The organism is Aequorivita xiaoshiensis (assembly GCF_022008395.1).
Classification (GTDB): domain Bacteria; phylum Bacteroidota; class Bacteroidia; order Flavobacteriales; family Flavobacteriaceae; genus Aequorivita; species Aequorivita xiaoshiensis.
Window position 1 is genome coordinate 443519 of the sequence record NZ_JAIRBB010000001.1, and the last position, 15063, is coordinate 458581.

At 34.5% G+C, this 15063-nt stretch carries 16 protein-coding genes; 7 read left to right on the forward strand and 9 right to left on the reverse strand.

The features are described from left to right. Nucleotides 1-101: 101 nt before the first annotated feature. Nucleotides 102-755, forward strand: a complete 654-nt coding sequence (locus K8344_RS02020; RefSeq protein ID WP_237606627.1) for a transglutaminase domain-containing protein — start codon at nt 102-104, stop codon at nt 753-755. A gap of 55 nt (nt 756-810) precedes the next feature. Here K8344_RS02020 and rpmA read toward each other — a convergent pair whose 3' ends face one another. From rpmA to K8344_RS02035, 3 genes are all read right to left on the reverse strand, one after another. Beyond that, entirely contained in the window at nt 811-1074 is a 264-nt protein-coding gene (rpmA, locus tag K8344_RS02025) for a 50S ribosomal protein L27 (protein WP_165145304.1), read from the reverse strand. Between the two features lie 35 nt (nt 1075-1109). Beyond that, on the reverse strand, nt 1110-1775 hold the full coding sequence (gene rplU / locus K8344_RS02030) for a 50S ribosomal protein L21 (protein WP_237606628.1): 666 nt from the start codon (nt 1773-1775) through the stop codon (nt 1110-1112). Nucleotides 1776-2043: 268 nt separating this feature from the next. Next, on the reverse strand, nt 2044-2502 hold the full coding sequence (locus tag K8344_RS02035; protein WP_237606629.1) for a DUF4199 family protein: 459 nt from the start codon (nt 2500-2502) through the stop codon (nt 2044-2046). Between the two features lie 280 nt (nt 2503-2782). Between K8344_RS02035 and K8344_RS02040 the strand changes: the two genes are divergently transcribed. Together K8344_RS02040 and K8344_RS02045 are read left to right on the forward strand one after the other, a co-directional pair. Beyond that, nucleotides 2783-4099 (forward strand): M16 family metallopeptidase, encoded by a 1317-nt coding sequence (locus K8344_RS02040; protein WP_237606630.1) that lies wholly within the window; start codon nt 2783-2785, stop codon nt 4097-4099. A 21-nt stretch (nt 4100-4120) separates the two neighbouring features. Next, nucleotides 4121-6175, forward strand: coding sequence for a M16 family metallopeptidase (locus tag K8344_RS02045; RefSeq protein ID WP_237606631.1), 2055 nt, complete (start codon nt 4121-4123; stop codon nt 6173-6175). A 79-nt stretch (nt 6176-6254) separates the two neighbouring features. Here K8344_RS02045 and gldD read toward each other — a convergent pair whose 3' ends face one another. The 4 genes from gldD to mutY form a co-directional block, all read right to left on the reverse strand. Further along, nucleotides 6255-6812: a gliding motility lipoprotein GldD gene (gene gldD / locus K8344_RS02050; protein ID WP_237606856.1), complete on the reverse strand. Its 558-nt coding sequence runs from the start codon at nt 6810-6812 to the stop codon at nt 6255-6257. Then, the gene (locus K8344_RS02055; RefSeq protein ID WP_237606632.1) at nt 6805-8127 is read right to left on the reverse strand and encodes a gliding motility-associated protein GldE; all 1323 of its coding nucleotides are present in this window, start codon (nt 8125-8127) and stop codon (nt 6805-6807) included. Before K8344_RS02055 ends, gldD begins: the two co-directional genes overlap by 8 nt. Nucleotides 8128-8148: 21 nt before the next feature. Beyond that, nucleotides 8149-8604 (reverse strand): single-stranded DNA-binding protein, encoded by a 456-nt coding sequence (locus K8344_RS02060; RefSeq protein WP_237606633.1) that lies wholly within the window; start codon nt 8602-8604, stop codon nt 8149-8151. A gap of 112 nt (nt 8605-8716) precedes the next feature. Beyond that, nucleotides 8717-9781 carry an A/G-specific adenine glycosylase gene (mutY, locus tag K8344_RS02065; RefSeq protein ID WP_237606634.1) on the reverse strand — a complete coding sequence of 355 codons (1065 nt, stop codon included), beginning with the start codon at nt 9779-9781 and terminating at the stop codon, nt 8717-8719. A gap of 129 nt (nt 9782-9910) precedes the next feature. Between mutY and K8344_RS02070 the strand changes: the two genes are divergently transcribed. The 4 genes from K8344_RS02070 (at nt 9911) to K8344_RS02080 (ending at nt 12792) form a co-directional block, all read left to right on the forward strand. After that, nucleotides 9911-10201, forward strand: coding sequence for an HU family DNA-binding protein (locus K8344_RS02070; RefSeq protein WP_139854125.1), 291 nt, complete (start codon nt 9911-9913; stop codon nt 10199-10201). 25 nt (nt 10202-10226) lie between these two features. Beyond that, nucleotides 10227-10361 carry a hypothetical protein gene (locus tag K8344_RS14090; protein ID WP_260402674.1) on the forward strand — a complete coding sequence of 45 codons (135 nt, stop codon included), beginning with the start codon at nt 10227-10229 and terminating at the stop codon, nt 10359-10361. Nucleotides 10362-10576: 215 nt separating this feature from the next. After that, on the forward strand, nt 10577-12121 hold the full coding sequence (locus K8344_RS02075) for an Rne/Rng family ribonuclease (protein WP_237606635.1): 1545 nt from the start codon (nt 10577-10579) through the stop codon (nt 12119-12121). Between the two features lie 197 nt (nt 12122-12318). Beyond that, nucleotides 12319-12792 carry a regulatory protein RecX gene (locus K8344_RS02080; RefSeq protein WP_237606636.1) on the forward strand — a complete coding sequence of 158 codons (474 nt, stop codon included), beginning with the start codon at nt 12319-12321 and terminating at the stop codon, nt 12790-12792. A gap of 17 nt (nt 12793-12809) precedes the next feature. On the opposite strand, the gene K8344_RS02085 is transcribed toward K8344_RS02080, so the two are convergent. Both K8344_RS02085 and K8344_RS02090 read right to left on the reverse strand, forming a co-directional pair. Next, nucleotides 12810-13361: a hypothetical protein gene (locus tag K8344_RS02085; RefSeq protein ID WP_237606637.1), complete on the reverse strand. Its 552-nt coding sequence runs from the start codon at nt 13359-13361 to the stop codon at nt 12810-12812. Nucleotides 13362-13652: 291 nt separating this feature from the next. Next, nucleotides 13653-15062 carry a flotillin family protein gene (locus K8344_RS02090; protein WP_237606638.1) on the reverse strand — a complete coding sequence of 470 codons (1410 nt, stop codon included), beginning with the start codon at nt 15060-15062 and terminating at the stop codon, nt 13653-13655. Nucleotide 15063: the final 1 nt, after the last annotated feature.

Consider the following 15063-nt stretch of genomic DNA (forward strand, 5'->3'; position numbering starts at 1 on the left):
TGTGCCTAAAATCTACAGGAATAAGCTAAAATTATTTAACATATTCATTTTAAATAATTTACACTTATATTCGTTTTTAAAGCATAAGAACGACACTCTTTATGATTAAAATATATTATTTACTAATTTTCTTTATTATTTGCAGCCAAACTACTTTTAGCCAAATTGGGCCTCGTGTTTGGAAAAAAGAAGTAAAAACTACTTCAAATAAAAAAAAATCTAAATTTTCAACAAAGCATTTAGCATATTCTATTACAAATATTACCACATCAGATTCCGAAAAGGTATTAGAAATTTATAATTGGATTACAAAAAACATTTCGTATGACAATGAATTAATGCGAAGTAAGAGTCTTCAGAACAGAATATATACTTCAGAAGAAAACGTTGTTAAAAATGTTTTAGAGCGTAAAATGGCATTGTGCGGTGGGTTTGCACTGCTATTCAAATTTTTGTGCTTAGACCTTGGCATAGAGGCTAAGGAAGTTCATGGATTCACCAAGGATTACACTGGCCGCTTTAAACAAACCAAAACTCCTCATCACACTTGGAATGTAGTAAAATTAAATGGTAAATGGCATTTAATTGATTTAACGTGGGCGGTAAGTCATGGTAATGACGGGTTTCCAGATAACTTTTGGTACTTAACCAGACCTGAAGATTTTATATACTCTCATTATCCTGAAGATCCTAAGTTTACATTATTAAATGAACCAATATCCTTTTCAGAATTTAAAAATAAAAATTCTCATTAATAAAAAAACCTTCACTATTCAGTGAAGGTTTTTTAATCTTAAACAAGATTTATAACTATGCCTCAGCGCTTGGAACGATTGAAACGTAGCTCTTGTTATCTTTCTTCTTGGTAAATTTAACAATACCATCCACTTTTGCGTGAAGCGTATGGTCTTTACCACCGTATACGTTTTCACCTGGGTGATGCGTATTACCTCTTTGTCTTACAATGATATTTCCAGCAACAGCAGCCTGTCCTCCAAAAATCTTAACGCCTAAACGTTTCGATTCTGATTCTCTACCGTTTTTAGAACTACCAACTCCTTTTTTGTGAGCCATTTTGTTTCGGTTTTAAATATTATACATCAGTAAGGTTATTTTTCAACCCCACCATCTAATCTGTCTTGCAATTCTTTTAGCTCATCCCACTTACCATCAGCAGCTAATTTAGCTTGTTTTGGCCAAGTGTCTGTAACTAAATGTGCTAAATTTGAACTTGCTTCAGAAAGAATAGTTGCGATAGCCTCTGGTTTTACTTTTGCAACTTTAGCAAAAGTATCCAATCCAGCAGCAACCATAGCCTCTGCAGCTTTTGGTCCAACACCCTCAATCTTTTTAAGATCGTCTGCTTTAGCGGCTTTTTTAGGAGCAGCTTTTTTAGCAGGTGCTTTAGTTTCTGATTTAGGAGCAGCTTTCTTAGCTTCTTCCTTTTTAGCAGGTGTAGCTCCTGAAGCTACAATGCTTTCAATTACAATTTCAGAAAGTGCCTGACGGTGTCCGTTTTTAACACGGTAACCTTTACGGCGTTTCTTTTTGAAAACTATAACTTTGTCACCTTTAAGGTGCTTTACGACTTTTGCTCCTATTTGAGCGCCGTTTATAGCCGGGGCGCCTATGGTAATATTGTCGCCGTCACCAATAAGAAGTACATTGTCAAAAGACACTGATTTCCCTTCTTCTACTGGTAAACGATTAACAAAAACCTTTTGGTCTTTCGCAACTTTTACTTGCTGCCCTGCTATCTCTACAATTGCGTACATAGCGAATCGTTTATAAATTAGTTAAACTTAGTTTTCCCTATCGTTTGCGGAAGCTTTAGCCACCGAAGCAAAACAAAATTCTGCGTAGGGGGCTGCAAATATAATTTTAAAAAAGGAATTGACAAAGCGTTTTATATTTAATCTTTCAAGCTTAATACACTGATTGACAATTGAATTCAATGAGAAGAAGTGAATTTACAGGTTTGCAATCATCACAACACTAAAAACTTTATTTAAAAACCCAATTAAAACACTAATAATCAACTGTTTATTTCATAACGTTTCTATTACCGTCTTGAGTATTCCATGATGTTTTAAGAAGCTGCATAAAGGAAAGGGTTAAAACTATAGTTGTTGCAAATCCCATAATTAAAATAGACAAAACAAGCATAAGGGTTCCTAAATCGTATTCAAGATCCCATTTATTCATAATTGCTTTTGAGAACTCCGTATCAATTTGATACATATATATGGCCATAAAAATTGAAAATAACACCGATGCAATACCTCCCGAAAACAAACCCACTTCAAATCCTTTTTCATATTTGAAACTTGTTTCCGAGGAAGAGTAATTTTTTAATGCCATGTAAATTCCAAAACCGAAAATTAACCCATTTACTGAGCTCAATACAGGGTATTGGTGTAACCCAATAAGTTTTAAAATTAAAAAGTATGCAATTAGTACTGCTGCAATTCCAAGACCGTAACGTGAATATACTTTAAACATAGTGATTGGATTTAAACCTAAAAGTTACGAAATTTTGTTTTACAAAATTCAAATCATCAACATAACTTTTTAAAAATTAAATACTTAAATTCAATATTCATAAATTAAACTACCTAAGATTAGTTGAAATTTTAATTTTTAATCTATAGTACAGTAACATTCTGCTTAAAATTACGTCAAATTAGCGACTGAGCTTAAAATAAAATTAAACCCAAAAGCTCTTAAAATTAATTAACTTTGTAAGTCAAACTTTCGAATATTTAAACTTTAATTTAAAACGATGAAAAAAACATTTCTAACCGTCTTGTTCGCCTTAATGTTTCTAGTTGGCGCTAAGGCCCAACAAGTTGAATTTGAAGAATACAAATTGGATAACGGTCTTCATGTTATTTTATACGAAGACAATACTGCTCCCGTTGCAGTAACTTCTGTGATGTACCACGTGGGTGCAAAAAACGAAACTCCTGGACGTTCAGGGTTCGCTCACTTTTTTGAACACTTATTATTTGAAGGGACCGAAAATATTGGTCGTGGAAAGTGGTTCGAAATTGTAACATCTAATGGTGGAAGCAACAATGCAAACACTACAGACGATCGAACATATTACTATGAAATTTTTCCTTCAAATAGTGTTGAGACTGGACTTTGGATGGAAAGTGAGCGTATGCTTCACCCAATTATCAACCAAATTGGTGTAGATACACAAAACGAAGTTGTAAAAGAAGAAAAGCGTCTAAGAGTAGATAATCAACCTTACGGTAACATCCTTAAAGCCGTTAAGGAAAACATGTTTAAAAAACACCCTTATCGTTGGACTACAATTGGTGAGATGGAAGATTTGGATGCTGCAACCCTTGAGGAGTTTCAAGCTTTTAACAAGAAATTCTACGTTCCTAATAACGCTGTTCTAGTTGTTGCTGGTGATATTGACAAGCCTAAAATTAAGAAAATGATTAAAGATTACTTCGGTCCTATCCCAAGAGGTGCGGAAGTAGTTCAACCAAATATCAAGGAAGATCCAATTACCGAACAAATTAAAGCTAAATTTTACGATCCTAATATTCAGCTTCCAATGATTATTCAAGCATACAGAACTCCTTCTATGAAAGAACGTGATGCGTATATCTTGGATATGGTTTCAACTATTTTAAGCGATGGGAAAAGTTCTCGTCTTTACAAAAAACTAGTTGACGAAAAGAAATTGGCTCTTGAAGTTGCAGCTATTAATTTTAGTCAAGAGGATTACGGTACGTATATTACCTTAGCAATTCCACTTAACAACACACCTCTAGAAACTTTAGACGCTGAAATAACAGAAGAGATTGTTAGATTACAGAATGAACTTATTTCTGAACGCGAGTTTGAAAAACTTCAGAACATTTACAAAAACAGATTTGTAACGGCTAATGCTACTGTTGCTGGTATTGCAAACTCACTTGCAAATTATTACACTTTTTATGGAGAGACCAATCTTATTAATAAAGAATTGGACATCTACAAAAACATTACTCGTGAGGATATTCGCGAAGCAGCTAGAAAATACCTAAACAAAAACCAGAGCTTATATTTAGAGTATTTGCCAAAATCAGAACAATAAAAAACTTAGAATTATTTTAAGATGAAAAAACATATATACCTATTAATAGCAAGTATTTTAATATCTACGCTAGCAGTTGCGCAGATAGACCGCAGCAAACAACCAAAACCAGGCCCTGCTCCTACAATAAACGTAACGCAACCTGGCACCTTTAATCTAAATAATGGTTTAAAAGTACTTGTAGTGGAAGACCACACGCTTCCTGCAGTACGTGTACAACTAGTAATTGACAACCCATTACATGCATCTGGAAAGAAAGCGGGAGTTGAAGCCCTAGTTTCTGCAATGTTGGGTAATGGTACAACAAACATTTCTAAAGACGATTTCAACGAAGAAGTAGATTATTTAGGCGCTAATATTTCATTTGGATCTGAGAGCGCTTACGCGAGTTCACTTTCTGAATATTTCCCAAGAATTATGGAGCTTATGTCGGATGGTATCAAAAACCCATTATTCACTGAAGAGGAATTCCAAAAGGAAAAGAACAAAATGATCGACGGTTTAAAAAGCCAAGAAAAAAGTGTTTCAGCAGTTGCATCTAACTTACGTTCAGCATTAATTTATGGGAAAGATCACCCAAAAGGAGAATTTACAACCATTGAAAAAGTTGAAAAATTAACCTTAAACGACGTAAAAGAGTTTTATGAAAACTACTTTAATCCTAAAAATGCTTATTTAGCAGTTGTAGGAGACGTTAAGCAAAACCAAGTAGAAGCTTTAGTTCGTGAGCACCTTAGCGATTGGAAACAAAACCCAGTGCCTTCTGTAGTATATAGCACACCTAAAGATGTTCAGTTTACACAAGTTAACTTTATCGATATGCCAAATGCTGTGCAGAGTGAAATTGCTGTACAAAATTTAGTTACTCTTAAGATGAACGACCCCGACTACCCAGCAGTTCTTATTGCAAATAGAATATTAGGAGGCGGTTTCAACAGTTTATTAAACATGAATCTTCGTGAAGCCAATGGATGGACTTATGGAGCGCGTTCAAGTACAGGAGCAGATAAAAATATTACTCGTTTTGTAGCTACTACCAGTGTACGTAACGAGGTTACTGATAGTGCAGTTGTAGAAACTTTAAAGGAAATTCGTTTTATTCGCGACAATAAAGTAACAGCTCAACAATTAGCCAACGCTAAAGCCAAGTATGTAGGTGATTTTGTTTTGGCACTTGAACGCCCGTCCACTATCGCAAACCTTGCGCTAGAAGTTTACACTCAAAACCTTCCAAAAGACTTTTACTCTGGATATCTTAAAAAGATAAATGCTGTTACAGCAGAAGATGTTCAGCGTGTAGCAAAAAAATATTACAAGCCAGGTAATCTTCGTATTGTAGTAGTAGGTAAAGGTTCGGAAGTATTAGAAGGACTTAAAAATCTAAAAAACCACGAAGGAAGACAAATTCCTGTGTACTATTTTGATAAAGAAGGAAACCCGACTACAGAGCCAAACTACAATATGCCTGTGGAATCTGGTGTAACTGCTGAATCGGTAATAAACAAATACATCGATGCAATTGGAGGGCGCAAAGCTTTAGAAGATGTTAAGACGGTGAAAATGGAAGCTGGAGCAGAAATGCAAGGTATGCAGTTAGGTCTTGAAATCAAGAATACCACTAAAAATCAATCTTCATTGATAGTTTCTATGGGTGGTGCTCCACTCCAAAAAGTTATTTTCGATGGAGAAAAAGGCTATATGTCTGGACAAGGACAAAAAATGGATTATACAGACAAGCAAAACCAAGCTGCTAAAAAACAAGCTGTTCCTTTTGCTGAACTTTCTGCTAAAGATGCAAAATTAGACCGCGTTGAAGAAGGTGCTTACGTTATTGTTTTAGAAGAAGGTCAAGAAGCTTTTTACGATAAAGAAAGTGGATTGAAAGTTAAAGAGGTATCAACTCAAGAAATGAATGGACAAAAAATTTCAACTACAATTGTGTACGACGATTACACTGAAGTAAATGGAATTAAATTTCCTTTCACAATCAAGCAGTCTGCAGGACCTCAAGAGCTGACTTTTAAAGTAAGTAAAGTTTCAATTAACGAAGGTGTAGTTGATTCGGATTTCGAATAATTAAACGAAATTCAGTTTTATTAAAAAACCGCATTAGATTTAATTCTAATGCGGTTTTTTAATTGAATAGATTTACTATTTATTCCCAAACAATCGTTTCCATAATCCTTCTAATATCTTCACGTAGATATTCTGCTGCAGGATAAACAGAGTCGTAATTTGGTTTTGCTTTAAAGTACACAGCACCATTTACAAAGTGACGAATACTATCGGTTACATAAAATTCTGCTTGGGTTGCCGCATTTCCATTTATCATATAAAACATTCCGTACACTTTAGAATCGGGGTTTACAAAAGGGTACGCAGGTATACTATTTGCCTTAATGGTATGATCGTAAGCTAGACGTTGGGCATCCTGTAGCAATGAATCTAGATTGTTAACTCTTACCTGCTGGTAGGTCATATAGATTGTGGCCTTCATTTTAGGGTATTGAATGTTTAGAGCACAATTATCTTTCTTTTCTATAACTGCATTCTCATTCATTTCAAAAGAAAAAGCACAATTGGGATCTACCTTTTTGTACTCAGGAATAGGGTAATCTAACCTCAGCTGGGCAGCGGGTTTCACTGTAACTTCATCTTCACATGAAACACATATGAAAAGTAGAATTATTGAGGAGAATATACGCTTATAAATTTTCAATTGTAACTTTTATTTGTTTTATACGTTTGCCTTCAAAAGCTTCAATTACAAACGCATAACCGTGAAATAATATTTTTTCGTTTTTCTTAGGAAATCCCTTTGACACTTCAAGTAGGAAACCAGCTAACGTTTCTGCTTCTCCTTTATTATCTTCAAATTCTTCTGGGTCTTCTAGTTTTATAACCTTGTAAAAATCTTTTAGAGGTGTTTTCCCTTCAAAAATAAATGTATTGTCGTCGAGCTTAGAGAAAATAAGATCTTCATCATCAAACTCGTCGCTAATTTCCCCTACAATTTCTTCAATAATATCTTCTAAAGAAATTAGTCCGCTAGTTCCTCCATATTCATCCACCACAATTGCAAGGTGCATTTTCATTTCCTTAAACTCATTCAGCAAATCGTCTAGTTTTTTGTTTTCAGGTACAAAATACGCTTCGCGTTTTAAAGTCTTCCAATCCAGAATTTTTCTATCTGTGTATGGAATTAAATCTTTTACATATAATACACCAGTAATATTATCCATGCTATCCTTATAAACTGGAATGCGCGAATAGCCGTGTTGAATAATATCAGGAAGAATCTCTTTAAAAGATTGATCTTCACTAATTGCAAAAATATCCATTCGGTTTTTCATCACCTGCTTGGTATCTGTATTTCCGAAAGTAACAATTCCCTGTAGAATTTTTTGTTCTTCAAAAGTGGTATCTTGGTTGGAAAGTTCTAGCGCCTGTGAAAGGTGATCTACACTAATATTTGATTTTTGCTTACCATAACGATCATGCAAAAACAATGTTACCGATCGCATAGGTGAACTAATTGGAGACAGCAAACTATCCAAAACATTTAGAGGTTGTGCCATAAAAGCAGCAAAGGAGATCCCATTTCTATTTGCATAAATTTTAGGCAGAATCTCACCAAAAAGCAAGATTAAAAAAGTCACCACTCCAACTTCTATAATAAAACGAATATCTACACCGTAGTAATTCGTTAGAATATTAGAGAATAAAAGATCGCTCATCGAATCGAAAAGCAGCACTATAGCAATGTTAATGAAGTTATTAGCTACAAGAATCGTTGCCAAAAGCTTCTTCGGTTTCGACAGTAATTTTTCTACTATAGCAAGTTTTTTAGCAATTGCCTTCTCATTATTCGTCTCAAAATCTGAAGACGACAAAGAGAAAAAAGCCACTTCGGCACCCGAAATGAGCGCAGAGCAGCCTAATAAAACAACAAGCAAAACAATACTTGTTATATGAGTAAAGTCCAAAGTATTAATTAATAATAGTAAACCTGGGGGTTCTGTATCCAATTTGATGAATTTAGTTAAACATTAAAAAGGAAGATCGTCTTCTTCTTCAGTAATAGACTTTGCAGCCTGAGATGATTGAGTAGCCTGTGGTTTTTGAACATTTTGTCCTGGATTATTTTGCGGGGTTTCATTTCCGCTTCCTTTAGGTGTCAAGAACGTAAAGTCGGTACAATGCACCTCTGTGCTGTATCTATCCATTCCTTTATCATCTTGCCATTTGCGAGTTTTTAAACGACCTTCAATATAAACCATGTCGCCCTTTTTTAAATACTTCTCACAAATTTCAGCAGCTTTATTTCGAACTATAATATTGTGCCACTCAGTATTTGTAACACGTTCGTTTGTAGTTTTGTTTACATAAGTTTCATTTGTAGCAAGAGGAAATCGACCAATACTATTTCCGCCCTCAAAGTAATGCATCTTTACATCATCACCCGTATGTCCAATCAACATAACTTTGTTCAATGTTCCACTCATATTTTCTTTAATTTATAATTTATACAAAGGTAAATCTTGTGTTTTAAATATACGGTTTTTTTAAGTTTTAATATAGAATGATTTAAATGAAAACTATAAACCTAAAATAGATTTAGTAGTTTTCAAAAAATTCTGAAACAAAATTTTCTATTAAAACCGGAACAGCATATTTATTTATTTCTGAAATAGGAATTTCGGCTTGGTTATTCTTAGCTGTTTCGAGTATCCAAAAACGGGTGTATAAATGTTGGTGCGAAAGTTTATGAACTACTGCCTCTTCATTGAAAAGCGATATACTTCTAAAATCTAAGTTTTCTGAAAAATCTTGAAACTGTGGGAGATTTTTTAAGGTCTCGATGTCGACTTCCTCTAAAGTTTCAATCAAGGGAAACTCATATAGTTTATGCCAAATTCCCTTCCCTATTCGTTGTTTAAGGATAGTGTTTTCATTATCTGATAGAACAACTAGATAATTAAAATATCTTTTCTTTACAGGTTTAGCTTTAATTTTTACAGGTAATCCTTCTACTTCATTCTTCTTGAATGCAACACAAACATCATTAAAAATACAACTATTGCAATTTGGATTCTTAGGCACACAATGTCTCGCTCCAAATTCCATAATAGCTTGATTAAAAGTACCAGGTTGCTCCTTATCTATTAATTGTTGGGCTAGATTTTTGAATTCCTTTGGTCCATTTCCTTTATTAATAGGTGTAGATACTCCAAAAACACGGGACAGCACTCTATAAACATTGCCATCTACTACCGCTTGCGGTTCATTAAAACATATACTTGCAATAGCACTTGCGGTGTATTCCCCTACTCCCTTTAATTTTAATAAGTCCTTATAGTTATCAGGAAAAACTCCATTCATTTCTTCGGTTACCCTTTTCGCAGTAGCATGGAGGTTTCGTGCTCGAGAATAATATCCTAATCCTTGCCATAGTTTTAAAACTTCATCCTCAGGTGAATTTGCTAAATCTTGAACCGTAGGATAGGCGTTTATAAACTTTAAATAATAGGGTAATCCTTGCGCAACTCGCGTTTGTTGCAACATAATTTCTGACAGCCAAATATGATATGGACTTACTGTTTTTCGCCATATGAGATCTCGCTTATTATCTAAATACCACGAAATTAACCTTTTGGAAAAGTGAGGGTTTAAAATTGACATTGGGTAAAAATAATCTATATTCCATTAAATTTTAAAGGATTATGCTTTGATTTATTGATTTTAAAATATGTATATTTGCAGACCCAAAAAAACTCTAGTAAAAGAATAATTAATTAAAATACACATATAATGACGAAAGCAGATATCGTAGCTAAGATTTCAGAAAGATTAGGAATGGAAAAGAATGAAGTTCAAGCTACTGTTGAGACCTTTATGGAAGAAGTGAAGAATTCTCTTGAAGGTGGTGACAACGTTTATTTAAGAGGTTTCGGTAGTTTTATTATTAAAACTAGAGCCGAAAAAACTGGAAGAAATATTTCAAAAAACACAACAATAAAAATCCCTGCTCACAATATCCCGGCTTTTAAACCTGCAAAAGTATTTGTTGAAGGTGTAAAAACGAATGTGGAAATAAAATAGTAATAACCAGTTTGGTTCCGACTCGATGAATTTCGAGGAAGGGATGGAACATAAAAAAGACTTTAGTATGCCAAGTGGTAAAAAGAGAAAAAGACATAAGGTAGCGACTCACAAACGTAAAAAGCGTCGTCGCGCTAACCGTCATAAGAAGAAAAAGTAGTTCTAAACTACTTTTTCTGTTTTAAAAGTAATTTGGCAACTGCATTTAGGTGTGGTTGCCAAATAAAACAAACGAAATATCGTTCTTTGAAAATGAGATTGCAACAACTTTCTTTTGGTTTTGATGCGGTTTCGCCGGGTTTTATTTAAAAACCTGTAAAAAAATATTGTTTAATACGTTCCGATTATACATCGGGACAACAAAATTAATGTAACGTGAACTACGAATTATTTATTAGGTCCGGTTCACAAGAAGTTGATTTTGCCCTATTAAAGGATGGAAAACTTATAGAGCTTCACAAAGAGGACGAGGATAATAATTTTACGGTTGGCGACATCTTTCTTGCCAAAATACGTAAAACAGTCCCAGGCTTAAACGCCGCCTTTGTAAATGTGGGGTACGAAAAAGATGGTTTTTTACACTATCACGATCTCGGCCCTAAAGTATCTTCACTTTTAAAATTTGTTAAAGGTGTAAGTACAGGAAAACTAAAAGATTATACTCTAAAAGACTTCCCATTCGAAAAAGAGATTGACAAGCATGGCAATATTAATAATGCCTTGAAAAACAATCAATCTATTTTGGTTCAAATAGTAAAAGAACCCATATCTACCAAAGGACCCCGTATAAGCTCTGAGCTATCTATAGCCGGAAGATATATTGTATTGGTTCCTTTTTCTGATCGTGTTTCTGTTTCTCAAAAAATAGAAAGTAACGAAGAAAAAGACAGGTTAAAACGCTTGATTAAAAGCATTAAACCAAAAGGATTTGGCGTTATAATACGTACCGTAGCCGAGGGCAAAAAAGTAGCAGAACTGGACAAAGATTTACAGAATCTTATGGAACGCTGGATAGCGATGTGTAAGAAGCTACAAGGGGCGCACCACCCTTCAAAAGTGCTAAGCGAGCTAAATAGAGGAGCTTCTCTAATCCGCGATATGTTTAACGATTCATTCTCAGCAATACATATCGATGATGAAACTCTATACTTGCAAATAAAAGATTATGTGCAAGAGATTGCACCAAACAAAGACAATATCGTAAAGCATTATGATTCTAATGTTCCAATATTTGAAAAATTTGGAATAGAACGACAAATAAAAACTTCTTTCGGAAAATCTGTTACAGGTAGTAAAGGAGCTTATTTGGTAATAGAACATACAGAAGCTATGCACGTAATAGACGTGAATAGCGGTAACCGAAGTAACAAGCAAAAAACACAGGAAGACACAGCGCTAGAAGTGAATTTAATTGCTGCTACCGAGGTGGCAAGACAACTTAGGCTACGCGATATGGGAGGAATAATTGTGGTAGATTTTATCGATCTGGCAAGTGCCGCACACCGCAAACAGCTCTACAACCACCTTCGTGATGAAATGAAGGACGATAGAGCAAAGCACAAAATACTCCCACCGAGTAAATTTGGGTTAATTCAAATAACCCGTCAACGAGTTAGGCCAGAGATGAATATCAAAACTCGCGAAGAAGATCCTAGCAATGGAGGCGATGGCGAGATTGAAGCACCTATAATCGTTATAAACAGAATTAACGAAGAGGTAAAACGCCTTTTCAAAAAAGACTATAAAAAGATAACACTTAATACACATCCTTTTATAGCAGCCTTTTTAACCAAAGGTTTCCCAAGCGTCCGAACCAAATGGTTTCTGGAACATAAAAAATGGGTGAAAATTCAACCTCGAGATGCATATACATATCTCGAATATCATTTCCACGATAAAGATGGAAAACTGATAAAATAATTTTAAACCCTTTTTGAAGAAATTCTTCGAAAGGGGTTTTTTTGTGTCTTTAAGTTTCTAATGTTATAATCGACCTATGTAAGATATCTTTGCGAACTTTGCAATGCAATATTAGCAGAATAACTATCGTAAAGATGCTAAGGAAATCTAACTGATCTTAAGTCATAGTAGGATTTAAAGTCACTAGCTTTCATGTTATGAATGAAAATAAAACATACACCGTAGATGAAGCTAAAAGGCGATTAGAACGCTATTGCGCCTACCAAGAGCGTTGCCATAAGGAAGTGCAGCAAAAGCTTTACGAGATGCGTATGATACCCTTAGCGATAGATCAAATTATAGACCACTTATTACGTCACAATTTTTTAAATGAAACAAGGTTCGCTCAAGCCTTTGCCCGTGGAAAATTTAGAACGAAAAAATGGGGGCGAAATAGAATAGTGAATGAATTGAAAATGCGGCAAATTTCAAAATTCAATATAAAAATAGCCCTAAAAGAAATTCCAGATTCTGAATATTATAAAACTTTTGAAGCCTTAGCCGAAAAGCGCATGCAACAATTAAGTTCGGAAAAAAATCTTCAAAAAAAACGAAAAAAGTTGGCGGATTATCTTTTTTATCGCGGGTGGGAAAGTGAGTTGGTTTATGAAAAAATTAGGGAGTTAAAATAATATATAAATAGCTAATCTTATTGTTCTCCACTTATAATTTCAGAAATCGGTTTTTTAATTTTTTGAAAATTTTCAGGCATTTCTATAAATGGTTCTATCGTAAAGCCGAAAGAAGTATCTCCATTAAAAACCCAATAGTTCCCTTCCAATTTCCCGCCTTTAGTTTTAATATTATCTCTTGGATTATGGTTGATAGAAAACTGATTTTTTGCTGCATCATACCAAATACCTATTGCACGCAAATCTTTTTCAGTTGAATAGTGAAGCATTACATGTGGGTGAATAGTTTTGTTTGAAGTTGAAAAAGTAAGCTTTTTGACCGTAAAATTATCAAGATCTTTTGCCCAAGAGCTATTTTCCTCTTTTGAATTGATTATTGCTTTCCATTGTTCTACTACAATGGTTGAATCTTTTTCTGATTGAATAATTGTAAATAAATTTTCTTGTATAATTTCTATTTCCTGACTTTCTGGATAAACGGTAACCGTGGTTTTTTCGGCAGCAATTCGTCCGTCTTCAATCCCGAAGAAAGAACCTAATACGAAGAAAAGTATTTTTATTTGTTCCATTTTATGGCGTATGTCAAATTTTTCTTTAAAGTTATTTGTATGCACGAGTTGTAAATTCGCGCCAATAGTGCTATAAATCCTTTAATGAATTTATTAAAATATATAATCCAACAATTATAGAAAGAATACCAACTCCCAATCCTTTTATGTCATAAAAAGACTTTAATTTATACTTCTCAATACAAATTTTGACTAAGCATAATCCGAAGATAAAAAGAATTATTACTAAAAATAAGTATAATAAAACATTGCCACCCAAACTTTTGTATTTAATAAATTAGAGCCTTACTATCACTCCTTCAACCCATCTTCATTAGCTTCCGCATTATCCTCAATCTTCTTCCCTTTTAAATACTCTGGCAATTCCATACCTGCCATATTAAACATTTCCTGAAGTGGCGGCACGGAGCCATACATTCCTGAAATAAAGTTTGATGTTGCCGTTTTACCATCTTTAGACGATCCGTTTTCCCAAACGGTAACTTTGTCTATCTTAATGTTTTTAATGGCTTCAGACTGTAGTTTAACTAGTTCTGGAAGCTTATCGGCTATTAAAAGTAGCACAGCATCCTTAGAGTTGTTGCCAGCTGCTTTTACAATTCTGTCAAAACCTTCGGCTTGTTTGGTTAGTATTTCAAAAATACCTTTTGCTTCGGCTTGTGCTTTAAATAATATTGCATCTGCTTCACCTTTTGCCTGACGTCTTATTTTTTCGGCTTCGGCTTCGGCATCTATTTCTACTTTTCTTTTATCTATTTCTGCAGGTACAATAATATCTGCAAGTTGGGTGCTTCGTTCTCTTTCGGCACGGGTAATTTCGGCTTCTTTTTCTGCTATGTACGATTCTTCAAGTGCTTTAGCAGATTGTACTTTTTCTGAAGCTATTGCAACTCTCTCAGCTTCGGCTTCACGCTGGCGACGTAACGAATCTGAATTTGCTACATTAATCTTTGCTATATTTTCTCCCTCTACAGCTTGCGCATTTGCAGCTGCAACCTGCGTACGTTGGTTTTGTACTGCGTTTGCTTCACCAATTGAACCATCTCTATTTTTTTCGGCTACAGACTTACGTGCAGCATTTATTGCATGAGCAGCGGCCTCTTTTCCTAAAGCTTCAATATAACCAGACTCATCAACAATATCGGTTATGTTTACGTTTATAAGTTTTAAACCTACTTTCTTTAATTCAGATTCAACACTGTTTGAAATATTGGTTAAAAACTTATCTCTGTCGTTGTTTATTTCTTCAATATCCATCGAAGCCACAACCAAACGCAATTGCCCGAAAATAATCTCTTTTGCAAGTTCTTGAATTTGCTCCAAACCTAAGCCTAACAAACGCTCAGCAGCATTTTGCATAACAGCTGGTTCTGTAGAAATACCAATAGTAAAACGTGAAGGCACGTTTACACGGATATTCTGTTTACTTAATGCATTTACCAGATTTACTTCAATAGACATTGGCGTTAAATCCAAATATTCGTAATCTTGAATTACAGGCCAAATAAAAGCTGCACCACCGTGAACACATCGAGCAGAATTTCCAGAACCTACTTTTCCATAAACAACTAAAATGCGGTCTGATGGACAGCGTTTATACCTTCTTATAAAGGTAATGAGTATTATAAAAACAAATAAAATTGCGAATCCAATAGCCAATAATGGCGCAAAAGACTCTACTTGAAGTGAAAAAAATGTCATG